We start from the raw sequence: 16695 nt of genomic DNA on the forward strand, positions 1-16695 counted from the left end.
GAGAGTAAGGGAATTCAAGCATCTATGTCCCGCAAGGGCAACAGCCCAGACAATGGGATGATGGAGTCCTTCTTTGGCATTTTGAAATCCGAAATGTTTTACGGCTATGAGAAGTCGTTTCAGTCGCTTAAGCAATTGGAACAAGCCATTGTAGACTATATCAATTACTACAACAATAAAAGAATTAAAGTCAAACTAAAAGGACTTAGTCCTGTGCAGTACAGAACTAAATCCTTTCAATAATTATTTGTCTAACTTTTTGGGGTCAGTACAATTCCTCTCAGCTTTTTATACATACTATTAGATTTGTTAAAGTGAAGTCAAAAAAGTGATTCCACCTAAAATAACACCAGCTGAATTTGGAATGATTAGTATCCAATCCTTCTTAGGTTCTTTTGTCCATCCATAAATAACCCAAATTAAACAAGATACTGCTGCGGATAAAGGCTGGAATGGTTGAGCTTTGTTGCCTTGTAAATTGGCAAAAATTTGTGGGATGTAGGCGATAAATACAATAATTCCAATAAAGGCCCCGATTGAACCGACAATTCGATTAATTTTTTGTTTTGTCATATATACCTCCTTTAAAAAGATATCATAGAAATTAGCGAAATGCAATAAATTCAGACACAAATTGTAACGAAAATCAATACAAAAGCACAAAAATGGAGAAATTGTTTATTTTTCGTTATAGTCAAAGCGAATGACTTGCTCTTTTGCATCCACATAAGCATAGACGCCAAAGGGCACAATAGCTCTTGGTGTGGCGTGCCCAACGTTTAGATTATAGACAATCGGGATATTGCTATCAATGATGTCCATTAGTGCCTCCTTATAGTCGTCATAGAAGGTTTCATCCATAGGTTTCCCGACCAAGAGTCCACTGATGACCTCAAATACCCCAGTTTCTTTCAAAGCCTGTAACATTCTTTTGAAGTCTTCCGGTTCAGGCTTTTCTTCACTTGTTTCTAGCAAGAGGATCTTTCCTTCCCAGTCGGATAAGTCAGGGAAGAGTTTGTATTTTTGGCAGAGCTCCGTGCTGTCTGCGTATCGAGAATTGTCAAAGATATCATAGAGGGACTCAAGACAACCACCGAGGATTTCTCCCTCAAACTGAGCATTTCCTTGTAACAAGTCAAAGCCTGTATTTACATGACTGATACGAGCTGTTCCCAGAGCCTTGGGACTAAAGTCAGTTCGTTCTTCATACCAAAGGTTGCTAGGGCGGATTTCTGAGATTCTCCCAGTCTCGATCAGTTCTTTAAAGTAGTGAAGGCTATAGGATAACATCTCCTTGTCCAATTCACAAATGTCTGCTAGAAAGGATTGTCCATAAAAAGTCTTGATTCCTAGTTTATGCAACATAAGGTGGTTCATAGTGGTATCCGAGAAACCAAGAAAAATCTTTTGTTTGATAACTTTTTGTAGTTGGTCATTTTCAAAAAGATAAGGTAGCAAGCGATAGGTATCATCTCCACCGATGGCGCAGAGGATCATGTCGATGCTATCGTCCGAAAAGGCCTGCATCAAATCCTCTGCACGCGCCTCAGGATGGTCCTTGATAAAGTCTAATCCTTTTTGCGAATGAGGCAAAAAGATAGGGTTGAGTCCCAGATCCTTGAGACGCTGGACACCTAGCTCCACTTCGTGTTTGACAAAGTCTTCTCCGATAATGCCACTAGACAAGCTCACGATACCAATAGTAGAAACCATATCTCATCCTCCTAGAAATAGATTGAGCCTATTTTATCACAAATGGTGAGAGAAAACTACAAGAATGAGACTCAGAAGTTCTGTTGGATCTTAAGAAAGCAAGTGAAAAAGCAACCGCCTATGCAGTTGCTTTTCGTTTTTCTAATCTCGCTAGATATGAGTTACTTGGTCAACTCTTGATTATAGGAGAGAGCTAAATCAATCCAGTAAGGAAGTTCTTTTTGACCTTCTATATCTAGGTCTATATAGCCATGATAAGGTCTCCCTCTCATCAATGTAGTATGAGCTCCTGTTCGGGGTAGAACTTGCTTTTCTATTTCTTTGCCAATTCTCACCATAACCAGCTCGTCCTTTCTGGAACTGACTGTAAGGACCATTTTCCCACGAATCATAAAGGCAAGACCACCAAACAGCTTCTTTTCTTCTAGCTCTTCTTCGAAAATTTGGGGAGGAAGTTTGAGTGCTAGGATTTTTCGAATCTGCTGAGCTAAGGATTGACTATATGCCATAGCTTTTCACTTTTCTTAATAACGTGATGGGCCCGCGCTTGCACTTCGGATATTGAAACGTTTCTTGAGATAGAAGCGAAGGGCGAGAAGGGCTGCTCCCAGGATAGCCAAAGGCAGTGGAGCAAGGACTGGATTGAGGTTTGCTGGTAGGAAGCTTGTTGCAAAGAAGACAACCAACCAGAGAACCATAGAGGCCAGGATGACGAGGATTGATTTCCAGAAAGGAGGGCGCTGGCTACGATCTGTGTCTGGTCCATAGTACTGGTAGACAAAGTAGTACATCAAGTAGAAGGCAAGTCCTCCTACAAGTCCAACCAACAAGAGGGTAATCAACCCATAGCCAATAGCCTGATCTGTAGAGAAGAAGGTAGTCAGAGCGCTAACCAATGCAAAGAGACTGGTGATAAAAAGGGCTGAGTCCATAATCATGAGTTTTGGATCATCATTTTCTTTTGGATGCTCTTTTTCATATTGCTCCTTGGCAGTGAAGCTGTGAGCCCAGTGGGTTGGAGCTCCATAGAGGGAACGAGCGGTCGTTCCTTTGGCTTGTTCTTCAAGGATTTTAGGAATGACTTCCTCAAAGACAGCCTTGATTTCAGCGTCTGTTTTACCATCTTTGATGAATTGTTGGGTAGCGATGTGGATAAACTCTTGGTTTTTCTTGGTTAGTTTTTGTAAATCAATCTGAGACATAGGGATTCCTCTTAGAACCATTTTTTATGGATGAGATAGAGAGTGAGCGAAACACTCATAGCAAAGGCGATAAAGACGATTAACCAGAAGGCGTGAGGCTCACCGTTCAAAGGGATTTCATTATCCTTGAAGTTCATCCCATAGGCTGAGAAGATCATGGTTGGGATAGACATGACAATGGTTACGAGAGCCAGAGTTTTCATGATGTTGTTCTGGTTATTGGAAATGATGGAGGCAAAGGTCTCTGTCATAGAGTGAAGGACATTCCCATAGATATCTGCCATCTCGATGGCCTGTTGGGTTTCAATCAGGGTGTCTTCGAGTAGGTCTTCGTCTTCTAGGTATTTCTTGATATTGCTAGTTGCGCTAGTCAATTTCTTGATCACGCGCTCATTTGTCTTAAGTGAGGCCTTGAAATAGACGATGGTCTTTTCCAATTCCATGAGCTCGATCAGTTCTTCGTTTCGAGTGGACTTGTGAAGTTGACTTTCAATTTGTTCACTCTTACGGTCAATCGAACGAAGGGCAGTCAGGTAAAGCTCAGCATTGCGATAAAGGAGTTGAAAGATAAAGCGTGACCGCATGAAAGTATAGAAGTTACGCAGTTTGCGGTTGATGAAGACATCGAGAACAGGGAGGGATTCCAAGCAGGTAGTGATAATGGTTTCCTCGGTGATGATAATCCCCAGCGGAATCGTTACGTAGTAGGTGCGGTTGTTTCTCTCCTCTGTGATGGGGACGTCCACGATGATCAAAGTATACTCGTCTTCGATGGTAATACGAGACATTTCTTCCGCATCGAGTGGTGCTCGAAGGTCGGCGATATCAATGTCAAAGGCATTAGCAATTTCCAACGATTCATTTTGTGTAGGATTGACGAGGTTGATCCAAGTACCCGGTTCAAGCGTGTCGATCTCTTTAAATTCAGTTGTTGTTGAGAGAAAAACTTGTTTCATATCCCCTGTCCTTTCCTACTATTCAGTGATTCATTTTTTGCACCGTACTATTATACTACAAAATCAGCTTTTTGGGTAATAGAATTTCACATTTTTTGGTATAATGGAAAGCAATAATGGACTAGAAAGAACAAAGATGCAAGATAAAATTGTGATTCATGGGGCGCGTGCCCATAACTTAAAAAATATCGATGTGGAGATTCCGCGAGACAAGTTGGTTGTCGTAACGGGCTTGTCAGGTTCTGGGAAATCCAGTCTGGCCTTTGATACCCTCTATGCGGAGGGGCAACGTCGCTATGTAGAGAGTCTATCAGCCTATGCTCGACAATTCTTGGGCAATATGGAAAAACCAGATGTGGATGCCATTGATGGCCTCAGCCCAGCTATTTCCATCGACCAGAAAACCACCAGCAAAAACCCTCGCTCGACCGTGGGAACCACGACTGAAATTAATGATTATCTGCGTCTCCTCTACGCACGTGTGGGGACGCCTTACTGTATCAACGGGCATGGAGCTATCAAGGCTTCTTCTGTAGAGCAAATCGTGGATAAGGTCTTGGAATTGCCAGAACGCCAACGTCTGCAAATATTAGCTCCTGTCATTCGTAAGAAAAAAGGGCAACATAAGAGTGTCATTGAAAAAGTTCAGAAAGACGGCTATGTTCGTGTTCGTGTGGATGGGGAAGTTTATGATGTGACCGAAGTGCCAGAGCTGTCCAAGAGCAAGCAACACAATATTGATGTTGTGGTTGACCGTATTGTCATCAAGGAGGGCATCCGTAGCCGTCTCTTTGACTCAATCGAGGCTGCCCTTCGTATCGCAGAAGGATATGTGATTATCGACACTATGGACGATTCGGAGTTGCTATTCTCTGAGCACTATGCCTGTCCAGTTTGTGGTTTTACTGTTCCAGAGTTAGAGCCACGTCTCTTCTCCTTTAATGCTCCGTTTGGCTCTTGTAGTGAGTGTGACGGTTTGGGCATCAAGCTGGAGGTTGATACTGACTTGGTAGTGCCAGATGCCGGCAAAACGCTACGTGAGGGGGCTTTGGCACCTTGGAATCCTATCTCCTCCAACTACTATCCAAATATGCTGGAACAAGCCATGACAGCCTTTGGAGTGGATATGGATAAGTCATTTGAAGACTTGTCAGAAGAAGATAAGAACTTGATTCTCTACGGCTCGGATGGCAAGGAATTCCATTTTCACTATGAAAATGAATTTGGCGGTGTGCGCGATATTGATATTCCTTTTGAGGGGGTTGTCAATAATATCAAGCGCCGTTACCATGAGACTAACAGTGACTACACGCGCACCCAGATGCGCCTCTACATGAATGAGCTGACCTGTGGAACCTGTCATGGCTACCGTCTCAATGACCAGGCCTTGTCTGTCCGTGTGGGTGGCGAGCAAGGGCCACATATCGGAGAAATCTCAGACCTGTCTATCGCAGACCATTTGGAGTTGGTGAGTCAGCTGACCTTGTCTGAAAATGAAGCCATCATTGCTCGGCCCATTCTCAAGGAAATCAAGGATCGCTTGACCTTCCTCAATAATGTGGGACTCAACTATCTGACTCTGGCGCGTTCGGCAGGAACCCTATCAGGAGGGGAGAGTCAGCGTATTCGCTTGGCTACCCAGATTGGATCCAACCTCTCAGGTGTCCTCTATATATTGGATGAGCCGTCAATCGGTCTTCATCAGAGGGATAATGACCGCCTGATTGCCAGTCTAAAAAAGATGCGTGACTTGGGCAATACTCTCATCGTGGTGGAACACGATGAAGATACCATGCGTGAGGCGGATTATCTGATTGACGTTGGTCCGGGTGCCGGTGTTTTTGGTGGCGAGATTGTTGCTGCAGGAACGCCCAAGCAGGTGGCTCGCAACAGCAAATCTATCACTGGTCAGTACTTGTCAGGAAAAAGAGCGATTCCAGTGCCAGCAGAGCGCCGTTCCGGAAATGGTCGCTTTATCGAGGTGACGGGAGCGCGTGAGAACAACTTGCAAAATATTACCGCTCGCTTCCCACTAGGAAAATTCATTGCAGTGACGGGGGTGTCAGGCTCAGGGAAGTCGACCTTAATCAACAGCATCCTCAAAAAAGCCATTGCCCAGAAACTAAACCGCAATTCAGACAAACCTGGTAAGTTTAAGACGATTACAGGGATTGAGCATGTAGACCGCTTGATTGACATTGACCAGAGCCCTATCGGACGGACTCCAAGGTCTAACCCTGCTACCTATACAGGAGTTTTTGACGACATCCGTGACCTCTTTGCCCAGACAAATGAGGCCAAGATTCGAGGCTACAAGAAGGGCCGTTTCAGTTTCAACGTCAAGGGTGGTCGTTGTGAAGCCTGCTCAGGTGACGGGATTATCAAGATTGAGATGCACTTCTTACCAGATGTTTACGTGGCTTGTGAAGTCTGCCACGGAACCCGCTACAACAGTGAAACCCTTGAAGTTCACTACAAGGAAAAAAATATCTCGCAGGTTTTGGATATGACGGTTAATGATGCGGTGGAATTTTTCCAACACATTCCGAAAATTCAACGCAAACTTCAGACCATCAAGGATGTGGGGCTGGGCTATGTGACGCTAGGGCAACCGGCTACTACCCTTTCTGGAGGAGAAGCTCAGCGTATGAAGTTGGCTAGCGAACTCCATAAACGCTCGACAGGAAAATCTTTCTACATTCTGGATGAGCCGACGACAGGACTTCATACGGAGGATATCGCTCGCTTGCTTAAAGTCTTGGCTCGCTTTGTTGACGATGGCAATACCGTCCTCGTTATCGAGCACAATCTGGATGTCATCAAGACGGCAGACCATATTATTGATTTGGGACCTGAGGGCGGTGTCGGTGGTGGAACCATCATCGCAACAGGAACACCAGAGGAAGTAGCGGCCAATGAAGCCAGCTACACAGGACACTATTTGAAAGGAAAGTTACATCATGAATAAACGCGTGCAAGCATTTCTAGCTAAAATGCAAGAAAAAGAACTAGATGGCATCATCATCAACAACCTTAAAAACGTCTATTATTTGACTGGCTTTTGGGGCTCAAACGGGACTGTTTTTATCAGTCGTGACCGTCAGATTTTGGTGACAGACTCTCGCTATATCATTGCAGCCAAGCAAGAAGTGACAGGTTTTGAGATTGTGGCTGACCGTGATGAGTTGACTGTCATTGCAGGCATTGTCAAGGATATGGACTTGTCTCGTATCGGTTTTGAGGATGAGATTTCGGTCTCTTATTACCACCGTATGCAGGCTGCCTTTGCGGGAATCGACTTATTGCCACAGACTCAGTTTGTTGAAGCTCTTCGTATGATTAAGGATGAGAAGGAGATTGCGACTATTCGCAAGGCTTGTTCTATCTCAGACCAAGCTTTCCGCGATGCGCTTGACTTTATCAAACCTGGAAAGACCGAGATTGAGATTGCCAACTTCCTTGACTTCCGTATGCGGGAGCTAGGAGCATTTGGCTTATCTTTTGACACGATTCTAGCCAGTGGTATCAACTCTTCCAAACCACATGCCCATCCAATGCACAAACCAGTAGAGCTGGGAGAAGCCATCACCATGGACTTCGGCTGTCTCTACGACCACTATGTCAGCGATATGACACGGACCATCTATCTAGGACATGTCAGTGACGAGCAGGCAGAGATTTACAATACTGTCCTGAAAGCCAACCAAGCTCTGATTGACCAAGCCAAGGCAGGTCTAGGTTTCCGTGACTTTGACAAAATCCCTCGTGATATCATTGTGGAAGCAGGCTATGGAGAATACTTTACACATGGTATCGGACACGGTATCGGACTGGACATCCACGAAGAACCCTACTTTAGCCAAACTTCCAAAGAAGTCATTAAATCTGGTATGGTCTTGACTGATGAACCGGGCATTTATATTGAAGGTAAATACGGGGTTCGTATTGAAGATGATATCCTAATTACAGATAACGGTTGTGAGTTATTGACACTTGCTCCAAAAGAATTGATTGTTATCTAAAAAATGAGATAAATCGTTGACTTTTATATTTTAAAGGTTTATACTGATAGACGAAAACGGTAGGTGAGGCTACCATAGGGATACGGATGACTACCGCAAAGCAGTGGAGACACTACTCGTTGGTCAACAGTCCTGGTCGTGAAGGCCAAGACTAAGCTCATTTCATTGCCCTATGGAGTTAAAGCTTGAACGAAAAACAGATAATTAGTTTTTTAATCCTGCTATTTTATGGCAGGATTTTCTACTGTTTTAGAACAGGGAAAGGAGACAGACGATGCAAATTGACGACCACCCAGAACCGCACATACACAGCCAATCGCTGATTTGTGTCGTTCTGCCCTTATAAAGTGATTGGTCTCTGTGTATGAAACACATCATTCATACGGATAGGAGAAACCAATGAAAACTACAAAAGAAAGATTAGCAGCAGCTATTCATACACCTTTAAACGAAACTCTATCTTTTTACAAGACAAGTCTAACAGGCTTAACTGAGGAACAGATAGAAAAGAATCGTGATTTATATGGTGAAAACACCATCACCAAGGGTCAAGAAGACAGTATCCTCAAAAAGATTTACGAATCTATTATCAATCCATTTACAATCATCCTTCTTGTCATCGCTATGATTTCCATGGTGACCAATGTCTGGTTGGCGAAGCCTGGGCAAGAAGACCCGACGACCTCTATCATCATCGTCGTTCTCGTTCTAATCTCTGGTGGCATACGCTTTGTCCAAGAATTGCGGAGTGACAAAGCCGCGACCAATCTTTCAAAAATGATTGTGAATACAGCTACGGTTATTCGCGAAGGCCAGAGTTTAGAGGTCGCAATTGAAGATTTGGTCGTTGGAGATATAGTCAAATTAAGTGCTGGGGATATGATACCAGCAGATCTCCTTTTGATTGAATCACGTGATTTCTTTGTCCAACAGTCTGGCTTGACGGGTGAAAGTGATTCGGTTGAAAAATTGGCTTTGTCAAAAATGAGTCAATCAAATTTTGATAGTCTGCTAGAAGCAGAAGCGCTCGCCTTTATGGGAACCAACGTGATATCAGGAAGTGCCAAGGCTTTGATTCTAGCGGTCGGTGATGACACCATGATGGGAGAGATCGAGCAGACTCTCAATACTTATGACGAGCCCACCTCTTTCGAACGGGATATGAACAGTATCTCCTGGCTTTTAATCCGTTTGATGTTGGTCATGGTTCCCATCGTATTTCTTTCCAATGGTTTGACGGATGGAGATTGGTTAGAAGCTGGCGTATTTGCTTTGAGCGTGGGTGTCGGGCTTACACCTGAGATGCTTCCCATGATCATCACGGCCAGTCTAGCAAAAGGCTCCATTATCATGGCCAAGGAAAAAGTCGTCATCAAAAAACTCAATGCCATACAAGATCTAGGTGCTATTGATATCCTGTGTACGGATAAAACCGGAACACTTACCCAAGACGAAATTGTCCTGGAATATCCTTTGGATATACATGGGGATTTGGATTTGTCTGTGTTGAGACGAGCCTACCTCAATTCCTACTTTCAAACCGGTTTGAAAAACTTGATGGACCGTGCCATTATCAGTAGAACCGAAAAAGAAGCTAAAGAACACGCTATTCTACAAAATTTGGATACTAGCTTCCAAAAAATAGATGAATTGCCCTTTGATTTTGAACGTAGACGGATGAGTGTCATCGTCAAGGATGAGAACGAAGCTGTTAGTTTGGTAACCAAGGGTGCCCTAGAGGAAATGCTTGCGATTTCAACCCATGTGGAATATCAAGATCAGATTAGCCCTCTGACGGATGATATCCGAGTGGAAATCTTAAAAGAAGTAGACCAACTCAATCAACAGGGCTTACGAGTCTTGGGAGTCGCTTATAAAACAGGCTTAAAGGAAGGTTTTGCTTACTCTGTTGAAGATGAAAAGGAGATGATTCTAACAGGATATCTTGCCTTCCTAGATCCACCAAAACCATCTGCAGCCCCTGCTATCCAAGCTTTATTAGAGTATGGTGTTCAAACCAAGATCTTGACTGGGGATAATGAGAAGGTAACCCAAGCAGTATGCGAAAAAGTTGGTTTAGACGTTGATCAAATCTTGTTGGGTTCTGATATTGATGCCATGACGGACGAAGAGTTGGCCCAAGCGGTCGAGAAGGTGACTGTATTTGCCAAACTCTCTCCGGATCAAAAAGCACGAATCATTTTACAAATCAAATCTAATGGGCACTGTGTCGGCTATATGGGAGATGGGATCAATGATGCCCCTTCTATGAAAGTAGCAGATGTGGGGATTTCTGTTGATACAGCAGTAGATATTGCCAAAGAGACAGCTGATGTCATTTTGCTAGATAAGGATTTGATGGTGCTTGAAAAAGGTCTGGTTGAAGGACGAAAAGTCTATGCCAATATGACCAAATATATCAAGATGACGGTCAGCTCTAATTTCGGGAATATTCTGTCACTCTTAGTGTCTGGTATCTTTTTACCTTTCCTCCCTATGGCTCCGATTCACTTGATTGTGTTAAACCTCGTCTACGACCTTTCTTGCATTGCCTTGCCATTTGATAATGTGGATGAAGACTTTTTGAAACATCCTCATAAGTGGGAAGCCAAGTCTATTACTCGCTTTATGATTTGGATGGGTCCGATTTCGTCTGCTTTTGATATTTTGACCTTTATCTTGCTCTATTTTGTCATTGTCCCAATGACGACAGGTCAAGCCTATGTTCATGGAGCAGAGTCTGCAACGGGCTTTATCATCCTGTTCCAGACAGGTTGGTTCATTGAATCCATGTGGTCCCAAACCATGGTCATCCATATGCTTCGTTCAGCAAAACTCCCTTTCTTACAAAGCCGTCCGTCATGGTTGGTTCTTGGGACAACCTTGCTAGCAGCCAGTTTTGTGACCTTCCTTCCTTATTCTGCAATTGCTAACCTCCTTCGTTTAACCCCTTTGAAACCAATTTATTTCCTCTTTTTGCTTTTGATAATTATTCTTTATATGATAAGTGTTACAGTTGTGAAACGAATCTATATCAAAAAATTTAGAAGTTGGTTATAAATTGAATTTGTCAAGAAAAAAGTACGAAAATCGTGAAAAAAGTTAAATTTTTTTAAAAATAGGTCGCAAGTCGGATGTTTTTTATGGTATAATAGACTAAACTGATAGTAACATGTAGCGAAAGGGGTAGGTACATGATCAAAATTTATACAGTCTCAAGTTGTACTAGCTGTAAAAAAGCGAAAACCTGGCTCAATGCCCACCAGTTAAGTTATAAAGAACAAAATCTCGGTAAAGAAGGAATTACAAGAGAAGAGTTATTAGATATTCTCACGAAAACAGATAATGGAATTGCCAGTATCGTTTCGTCAAAAAACCGCTACGCTAAAGCACTTGGAGTTGACATCGAGGATTTGAGTGTCAATGAAGTGCTCAACTTAATCATGGAAACACCACGGATCTTAAAGAGTCCGATTCTCGTTGACGAGAAGCGCCTGCAAGTCGGCTATAAAGAAGATGATATCCGTGCCTTCTTGCCACGCTCTGTCCGTAATGTAGAAAATGCAGAAGCACGTTTACGTGCAGCTCTATAAAACATCAAGGCTGGGAGTGACTCCTGGCCTTGTTTTCTCTTTTATTTCAAAATCATGTGAGGAATTATGAAAAAGTTACTAATTGCTAGTTTTGCCCTCCTCTTTTTGCTTGCGGGATGTGGGCAAAAAAAGGAAACCCCTGCTGCTTCTACAACAGCATCTGACCCCATCCAATCAAACCTTCCCGTTTTGGACAATGCCGAAAAGAATACGGTTGTTACCAAGACCTTATTGATGCCGAAGTCAGAAAATGGAACGCAGCAGATTCAGACTATTACCTATAAAGGTAATCAATTTTTGACCTTGACCATTCAGCAAAAACGACCTGTCGGGGATGAACTCAAGAACTTTATCTCTGAAAATGGCCTAGAGGAGACGCAAAAAGCGCTTCAAGAAGCTGAAGAGAAGGATGAGACCATCCAAGAGGCACGCAAACTAGCAGGATTTACACTGGAAACCAAGCTACTCAGCGAGACCGAAATCCAGACAACAACGACTTATGATTTTCAAGTATTGGATGTCAAAAAGGCATCTCAGATCGAATATTTAAAAAATATAGGTCTTGAAAATCTCTTAAAAAACGAACCTAGCCAATATATTGCAGACAGAGTGGCAAATGGGGCGACAGAACAATAGAAAATCCAAATTAATAGACTGACTTATTTGTAGAACGTCAGGGAATGTGCTATAATAGTACTATTCTAAAGAAAGAGGGTGTTAGAATGGGATTTACTGAAGAAACTGTACGGTTTAAATTGGATGATTCCAATAAGAAAGAAATTAGCGAAACGTTGACAGATGTTTATGCTTCTTTGAATGACAAGGGCTACAATCCGATTAACCAGATCGTCGGTTATGTATTGAGTGGAGACCCTGCCTACGTTCCTCGTTACAACAATGCACGAAATCAAATCCGTAAGTATGAGCGTGATGAAATTGTTGAAGAACTGGTACGCTACTACCTTAAAGGACAAGGAGTCGATCTATAATCTATGAGAATTATGGGATTGGACGTCGGTTCAAAAACAGTAGGGGTGGCTATTAGCGATCCCCTAGGCTTCACCGCTCAGGGACTTGAAATCATCCAAATCAATGAGGATCAAGGCCAGTTTGGTTTTGACCGTATCAAGGAATTGGTTGACAGCTATAAGGTAGAACGCTTTGTAGTAGGTTTGCCAAAAAACATGAACAATACCAGCGGTCCGCGAGTAGAAGCCAGTCAAGCTTACGGAGCAAAATTAGAAGAACTCTTTGGTTTGCCAGTAGACTATCAGGATGAGCGCTTGACGACCGTTGCTGCGGAACGTATGTTGATTGAACAAGCAGATATCAGCCGTAACAAACGCAAGAAAGTTATTGATAAGTTGGCTGCTCAGCTGATTTTGCAAAATTATTTAGATAGAAAATTTTAAGACAGAGGAGAAACTATGTCACACGATCACAACCATGACCACGAAGAACGTGAATTGATTACACTAGTAGATGAGCAAGGAAATGAAACCTTGTTTGAAATTCTTTTGACCATCGATGGGAAAGAAGAATTTGGTAAAAACTATGTTCTGCTAGTGCCAGTTAATGCAGAAGAAGATGAAAATGGTGAAGTTGAAATCCAAGCTTACTCATTCATCGAAAATGAAGACGGAACAGAAGGCGAATTGCAACCAATCCCAGAAGACTCAGAAGACGAATGGAACATGATTGAAGAAGTCTTCAACAGCTTTATGGAAGAGTAAAAATGTCCGGGGGACATTTTTAGTTCTGCGCCAGAAATTAGAAACGCAGGAATGTCCGGGGGATATTTTTAGCCCAGTTCCTTAAAATAAGAGAGAACTGGTTTGTTCAGTGAACATTTTTACCCTTACGCTAAAAATAAAGACCGTAAGTAATTCCGGGGGGCGTTTTTAGCCCACGTTGAAATTCATAGTAGCTAGTGATTAGCTAACCAGGTAAGAGGTCGGGATTTTAGTCCCAACCTCGCTTTTTATTTGTAATCATACTTTGATGTGGTAGTTGATTGGACTTTTGTTAAGGAGACATGTATGTTTGAAGTAGAAGAATGGCTGCATAGTCGGATTGGTTTAAACTTTAGATCTGGTCTTGGACGAATGCAGCGAGCTGTGGATTTGCTGGGGAATCCTGAGAAGACTTATCCGATTATCCACGTAACAGGGACTAACGGTAAAGGATCAACTATTGCCTTTATGAGAGAGTTGTTTGTTGCTCATGGTAAAAAAGTTGGTACTTTCACCTCTCCTCATATCATCAGTCTCCATGATCGAATCTGTATTAATGGGCAACCAATCGCTGGTGAAGACTTTGTCCGTATAGCTAACCAAGTCAAGGAGATGGAAAAAACTCTCTTAGAAACACATGATCAATTGTCTTTCTTTGAGTTGTTGACCCTGATTGCTTTGCTTTACTTTAAAGAGCAGGGAGTGGATCTAGTCCTGCTAGAGGTGGGAATTGGTGGTTTGCTTGACACGACTAATGTCGTAACAGGCGAGATTGCAGTTATTACTTCGATTGGTCTAGATCATCAGGAGACCTTGGGCGATAGTCTGGAGGAAATAGCCGAGCAGAAAGCCGGTATTTTCAAGGCTGGAAAGAAGGCGGTCATTGCTAAGCTCGCTCCAGAAGCTGAGCTTGTCTGTCAAAAAAGAGCAAGAGAGTTAGATGTTGAACTTTATCAAGCTGGGCGAGACTTCACTTTGAAAGCTGGGAATTTTTCAAGTAAACTAGCAAGCTTTTCCCAGCTTGAAATCGGGTTGGAAGGTGCTTATCAGCAAGAAAATGCTTCCTTGGCTTTACAAACTTTTCTTCTGTTTATGACGTCAAGAGAGGAAAAAGTCGAAGAAGAGCTTGTCAGACAGGCTTTGAAGGAGACACACTGGGCGGGTCGATTAGAACGGATTCGCCCGCAGATTTACCTAGATGGGGCTCACAATCTTCCAGCTTTAACTCGTTTGGTCGAGTTTATCCAGGGGGAAATCCAGCAAGGATACCAGGTTCATGTCCTTTTTGGCGCTCTTAAACGCAAGGATTACCAAGGGATGTTAGCCTATCTAACAGAGCAGTTGCCTCAGGTGGAACTTAAGGTAACAGGCTTTGACTACCAAGGATCTCTAGAAGAAAGCGATGTTTCTGGTTATAAACTGGTTGACTCTTATCGCGATTTTATCAGCGAATTTGAAGAAAATGCCAACAATCAGGACTTGCTTTTTGTGACGGGCTCTCTCTATTTTATCTCGGAAGTACGAGCGGGTTTGGTGGGAGATCATGAGATTAGTTGACCTTCTAGACTTAAGTTGCTATACTGGGGATAGGAAAACTCGCAAACGATTTCAGAAATACATTAGCACAAAAGAAAGGAAGTCGCTATGAAAACGAAAACATTCACACTTTCTATTGCTTCTTTAGCAATTCTTAGTCTTTTAGCAGCTTGTGGACCTAAGGAACAAGCATCTACCCAGCCATCTGCTCAACAATCATCTACTCAACAAGAATCATCTTCTAGTGCGGTTACCAGTGCTAGTCAACCACAGGCGTCCTCAAGCCAGGACACCGCTGCGGCAGCTCAACCGACTAATATTGATGGTACCTATACTGGAAAAGATGAGAACGACCAGATCACTCTTGTTGTAACAGGCAAAACTGGTACATGGACTGAGGTCGAACCAGGTGGAGATAAGGAAATTAAGCAAGTCACCTTTGAGCCAGAAAATCAACGTGTCATTATCGGAGATGATATTAAAATTTATGCGGTTAATGGTAATCAAATGATTATCGATGACATGGACCGAGAGGCAGCTGACCGAGTAGTCTTAACGAAGCAATAATGATTAAGTAAAAGTTCCAATGAGATGAAAGATATCTTTTTGGAGCTTTTTTTCTTGGAAAAGTAGCTGGCCGTTCTTTACTAACTTTTTACTTAAAACGCTTACAAATATTTGTAAAACTTCTTATAAGGTCGTATACTTATGGTAAATAATCAAATAGCGCAGAGGCGCAGGAGGAAAAGCATATGGCTACATTTTACGTTCCATCAGTTAACCTTATTGGTAAAGGTGTTGTAAATGAAGTAGGTCCGTATATCAAGGAACTGGGGTATAAGAAGGCCCTTTTGGTGACAGACAAGTTCATCGAGGGCAGCGATATTTTACCTAAGGTTCTAAAACCACTAGATGCTGAAGGGATCGAATATGTGATCTTTAGCGATGTGGAGCCAAATCCGACTTGCAAGAACGTCACAGACGGAGTGGCTGCCTTGAAAGAGCATGGATGTGACTTCATCATCAGTCTTGGAGGAGGATCTCCTCAGGATGCGGCTAGCTGTATCTCTATCATCGCTACAAATGGTGGAAAACCACAGGACTATGAGGGTCTCCACAAGTCTGCTGAAAAAGGGTTGCCAGTGGTTGCGATCAATACAACAGCTGGAACTTCTGCAGAAATTACGATTAACTATGTCATTACTGACGAAGAACGCAAGGTCAAGATGGTAATGGTTGATAAGAACAGCCTCGCCCTCATCTCTGTCAATGATCCAGAACTTATGCTTTCAAAACCGAAAGGATTGACAGCGGCGACAGGTATGGATGCTCTTACTCACGCTGTTGAAGCCTTGGTAACACCAGGTGCTTATAATGTGACTAAGAAACTCTCTATCGGAGCTATTGAACTCATCAAGGAGTATCTTCCTCGTGCTGTGGCAAATGGCCAAGATATTGAAGCGCGTGAGGCGATGGTCAATGCCATCTTCCTCGGTGGTATGAGCTTTAACAATGCTGGTTTGGGATATGTTCATTCTATGGCTCACCAACTCGGTGCGGTATATAACTTGCCACATGGTGTCTGCTGTGCCATGCTTCTTCCAGTTGTAGAGCGTGAAAATGCCAAGCGTGTACCAGAAGCTTTTCGCAATGTGGCCAAGGCCTTGGGACTCCATGTTGAAGGGAAAACAGACCAAGAATGTGCTGACTATGCTATTGCTGAAATTGAGAAACTGTCTGAAACAGTAGGTATTCCGAAGAAACTAACTGAACTCGGTATCCAAGAAAAAGACTTTGACTTTGACTACCTTTCTAAGAATGCTTTGATCGATGCCTGTGCACCTGGAAATCCATTTATGCCAACCTTAGAAGAAACTATTGCACTATACAAAGAACTCTTCTGATTCATAAAGTGAAAAAGAAGCTAAATAATGCTGGAA

General features: G+C 42.8%; 17 protein-coding genes and 1 riboswitch. Of the genes, 12 read left to right on the forward strand and 5 right to left on the reverse strand.

What is annotated here, in order from left to right; all coding sequences use genetic code 11:
- Window positions 1–243: IS3 family transposase (locus tag HMPREF1518_RS10075; RefSeq protein ID WP_156025224.1), on the forward strand; the 243-nt coding region annotated here is incomplete at its 5' end.
- 66 nt (window positions 244–309) lie between these two features.
- On the opposite strand, the gene HMPREF1518_RS10080 is transcribed toward HMPREF1518_RS10075, so the two are convergent.
- From HMPREF1518_RS10080 to HMPREF1518_RS10100, 5 genes are all read right to left on the reverse strand, one after another.
- Window positions 310–573, reverse strand: a complete 264-nt coding sequence (locus HMPREF1518_RS10080) for a SemiSWEET family transporter (RefSeq protein WP_033585832.1) — start codon at window positions 571–573, stop codon at window positions 310–312.
- 105 nt (window positions 574–678) lie between these two features.
- Window positions 679–1713 carry a S66 family peptidase gene (locus HMPREF1518_RS10085; RefSeq protein ID WP_033585833.1) on the reverse strand — a complete coding sequence of 345 codons (1035 nt, stop codon included), beginning with the start codon at window positions 1711–1713 and terminating at the stop codon, window positions 679–681.
- Between the two features lie 161 nt (window positions 1714–1874).
- On the reverse strand, window positions 1875–2222 hold the full coding sequence (locus HMPREF1518_RS10090) for a TfoX/Sxy family protein (RefSeq protein ID WP_000331822.1): 348 nt from the start codon (window positions 2220–2222) through the stop codon (window positions 1875–1877).
- A 15-nt stretch (window positions 2223–2237) separates the two neighbouring features.
- A complete protein-coding gene (locus HMPREF1518_RS10095; protein WP_033585834.1) occupies window positions 2238–2915 on the reverse strand; it encodes a DUF1129 domain-containing protein in 678 nt (225 codons plus the stop codon).
- 11 nt (window positions 2916–2926) lie between these two features.
- Window positions 2927–3871: a magnesium transporter CorA family protein gene (locus HMPREF1518_RS10100; protein WP_033585835.1), complete on the reverse strand. Its 945-nt coding sequence runs from the start codon at window positions 3869–3871 to the stop codon at window positions 2927–2929.
- Window positions 3872–4007: 136 nt separating this feature from the next.
- Here HMPREF1518_RS10100 and uvrA point away from each other — a divergent pair, with 136 nt between their 5' ends.
- The 11 genes from uvrA to HMPREF1518_RS10155 all read left to right on the forward strand — a co-directional run bounded on the left by uvrA (window position 4008) and on the right by HMPREF1518_RS10155 (window position 16659).
- Complete coding sequence (uvrA, locus tag HMPREF1518_RS10105) at window positions 4008–6839, forward strand: excinuclease ABC subunit UvrA (protein ID WP_033585836.1); 2832 nt, start codon at window positions 4008–4010, stop codon at window positions 6837–6839.
- Complete coding sequence (locus tag HMPREF1518_RS10110; RefSeq protein WP_033585837.1) at window positions 6832–7893, forward strand: M24 family metallopeptidase; 1062 nt, start codon at window positions 6832–6834, stop codon at window positions 7891–7893. The genes uvrA and HMPREF1518_RS10110 overlap by 8 nt, the downstream gene beginning before the upstream one ends.
- A gap of 53 nt (window positions 7894–7946) precedes the next feature.
- Window positions 7947–8097, forward strand: a riboswitch (M-box (ykoK) riboswitch).
- Window positions 8098–8292: 195 nt separating this feature from the next.
- A complete protein-coding gene (gene mgtA, locus HMPREF1518_RS10115) occupies window positions 8293–10953 on the forward strand; it encodes a magnesium-translocating P-type ATPase (RefSeq protein WP_033585838.1) in 2661 nt (886 codons plus the stop codon).
- 134 nt (window positions 10954–11087) lie between these two features.
- Window positions 11088–11486, forward strand: a complete 399-nt coding sequence (gene spx, locus HMPREF1518_RS10120) for a transcriptional regulator Spx (protein ID WP_000591165.1) — start codon at window positions 11088–11090, stop codon at window positions 11484–11486.
- Window positions 11487–11552: 66 nt separating this feature from the next.
- Window positions 11553–12122, forward strand: a complete 570-nt coding sequence (locus tag HMPREF1518_RS10125; RefSeq protein WP_007518958.1) for an SP0191 family lipoprotein — start codon at window positions 11553–11555, stop codon at window positions 12120–12122.
- An 86-nt stretch (window positions 12123–12208) separates the two neighbouring features.
- The gene (locus tag HMPREF1518_RS10130; protein WP_000507059.1) at window positions 12209–12475 is read left to right on the forward strand and encodes an IreB family regulatory phosphoprotein; all 267 of its coding nucleotides are present in this window, start codon (window positions 12209–12211) and stop codon (window positions 12473–12475) included.
- A gap of 3 nt (window positions 12476–12478) precedes the next feature.
- Window positions 12479–12898: a Holliday junction resolvase RuvX gene (gene ruvX / locus HMPREF1518_RS10135; protein WP_002876031.1), complete on the forward strand. Its 420-nt coding sequence runs from the start codon at window positions 12479–12481 to the stop codon at window positions 12896–12898.
- A 15-nt stretch (window positions 12899–12913) separates the two neighbouring features.
- On the forward strand, window positions 12914–13219 hold the full coding sequence (locus tag HMPREF1518_RS10140) for a DUF1292 domain-containing protein (RefSeq protein ID WP_000017624.1): 306 nt from the start codon (window positions 12914–12916) through the stop codon (window positions 13217–13219).
- A 306-nt stretch (window positions 13220–13525) separates the two neighbouring features.
- Window positions 13526–14776 carry a bifunctional folylpolyglutamate synthase/dihydrofolate synthase gene (locus HMPREF1518_RS10145; protein ID WP_033585839.1) on the forward strand — a complete coding sequence of 417 codons (1251 nt, stop codon included), beginning with the start codon at window positions 13526–13528 and terminating at the stop codon, window positions 14774–14776.
- Between the two features lie 87 nt (window positions 14777–14863).
- A complete protein-coding gene (locus HMPREF1518_RS10150; RefSeq protein WP_033585840.1) occupies window positions 14864–15322 on the forward strand; it encodes an SP_0198 family lipoprotein in 459 nt (152 codons plus the stop codon).
- 185 nt (window positions 15323–15507) lie between these two features.
- Complete coding sequence (locus HMPREF1518_RS10155; RefSeq protein ID WP_000190430.1) at window positions 15508–16659, forward strand: iron-containing alcohol dehydrogenase; 1152 nt, start codon at window positions 15508–15510, stop codon at window positions 16657–16659.
- The last annotated feature ends 36 nt before the right edge of the window (window positions 16660–16695 follow it).

The sequence above is a fragment of the Streptococcus sp. SR1 genome, from assembly GCF_000526075.1.
GTDB lineage: Bacteria > Bacillota > Bacilli > Lactobacillales > Streptococcaceae > Streptococcus > Streptococcus halitosis.

Bases quoted from the DNA above. Each gene is read 5' to 3' on its own strand.
- HMPREF1518_RS10080 (WP_033585832.1), bottom strand. From the start codon at position 573: ATGACAAAACAAAAAATTAATCGAATTGTCGGTTCAATCGGGGCCTTT.
- HMPREF1518_RS10085 (WP_033585833.1), bottom strand. From the start codon at position 1,713: ATGGTTTCTACTATTGGTATCGTGAGCTTGTCTAGTGGCATTATCGGA.
- HMPREF1518_RS10090 (WP_000331822.1), bottom strand. From the start codon at position 2,222: ATGGCATATAGTCAATCCTTAGCTCAGCAGATTCGAAAAATCCTAGCA.
- HMPREF1518_RS10095 (WP_033585834.1), bottom strand. From the start codon at position 2,915: ATGTCTCAGATTGATTTACAAAAACTAACCAAGAAAAACCAAGAGTTT.
- HMPREF1518_RS10100 (WP_033585835.1), bottom strand. From the start codon at position 3,871: ATGAAACAAGTTTTTCTCTCAACAACAACTGAATTTAAAGAGATCGAC.
- uvrA (WP_033585836.1), top strand. From the start codon at position 4,008: ATGCAAGATAAAATTGTGATTCATGGGGCGCGTGCCCATAACTTAAAA.
- HMPREF1518_RS10110 (WP_033585837.1), top strand. From the start codon at position 6,832: ATGAATAAACGCGTGCAAGCATTTCTAGCTAAAATGCAAGAAAAAGAA.
- mgtA (WP_033585838.1), top strand. From the start codon at position 8,293: ATGAAAACTACAAAAGAAAGATTAGCAGCAGCTATTCATACACCTTTA.
- spx (WP_000591165.1), top strand. From the start codon at position 11,088: ATGATCAAAATTTATACAGTCTCAAGTTGTACTAGCTGTAAAAAAGCG.
- HMPREF1518_RS10125 (WP_007518958.1), top strand. From the start codon at position 11,553: ATGAAAAAGTTACTAATTGCTAGTTTTGCCCTCCTCTTTTTGCTTGCG.
- HMPREF1518_RS10130 (WP_000507059.1), top strand. From the start codon at position 12,209: ATGGGATTTACTGAAGAAACTGTACGGTTTAAATTGGATGATTCCAAT.
- ruvX (WP_002876031.1), top strand. From the start codon at position 12,479: ATGAGAATTATGGGATTGGACGTCGGTTCAAAAACAGTAGGGGTGGCT.
- HMPREF1518_RS10140 (WP_000017624.1), top strand. From the start codon at position 12,914: ATGTCACACGATCACAACCATGACCACGAAGAACGTGAATTGATTACA.
- HMPREF1518_RS10145 (WP_033585839.1), top strand. From the start codon at position 13,526: ATGTTTGAAGTAGAAGAATGGCTGCATAGTCGGATTGGTTTAAACTTT.
- HMPREF1518_RS10150 (WP_033585840.1), top strand. From the start codon at position 14,864: ATGAAAACGAAAACATTCACACTTTCTATTGCTTCTTTAGCAATTCTT.
- HMPREF1518_RS10155 (WP_000190430.1), top strand. From the start codon at position 15,508: ATGGCTACATTTTACGTTCCATCAGTTAACCTTATTGGTAAAGGTGTT.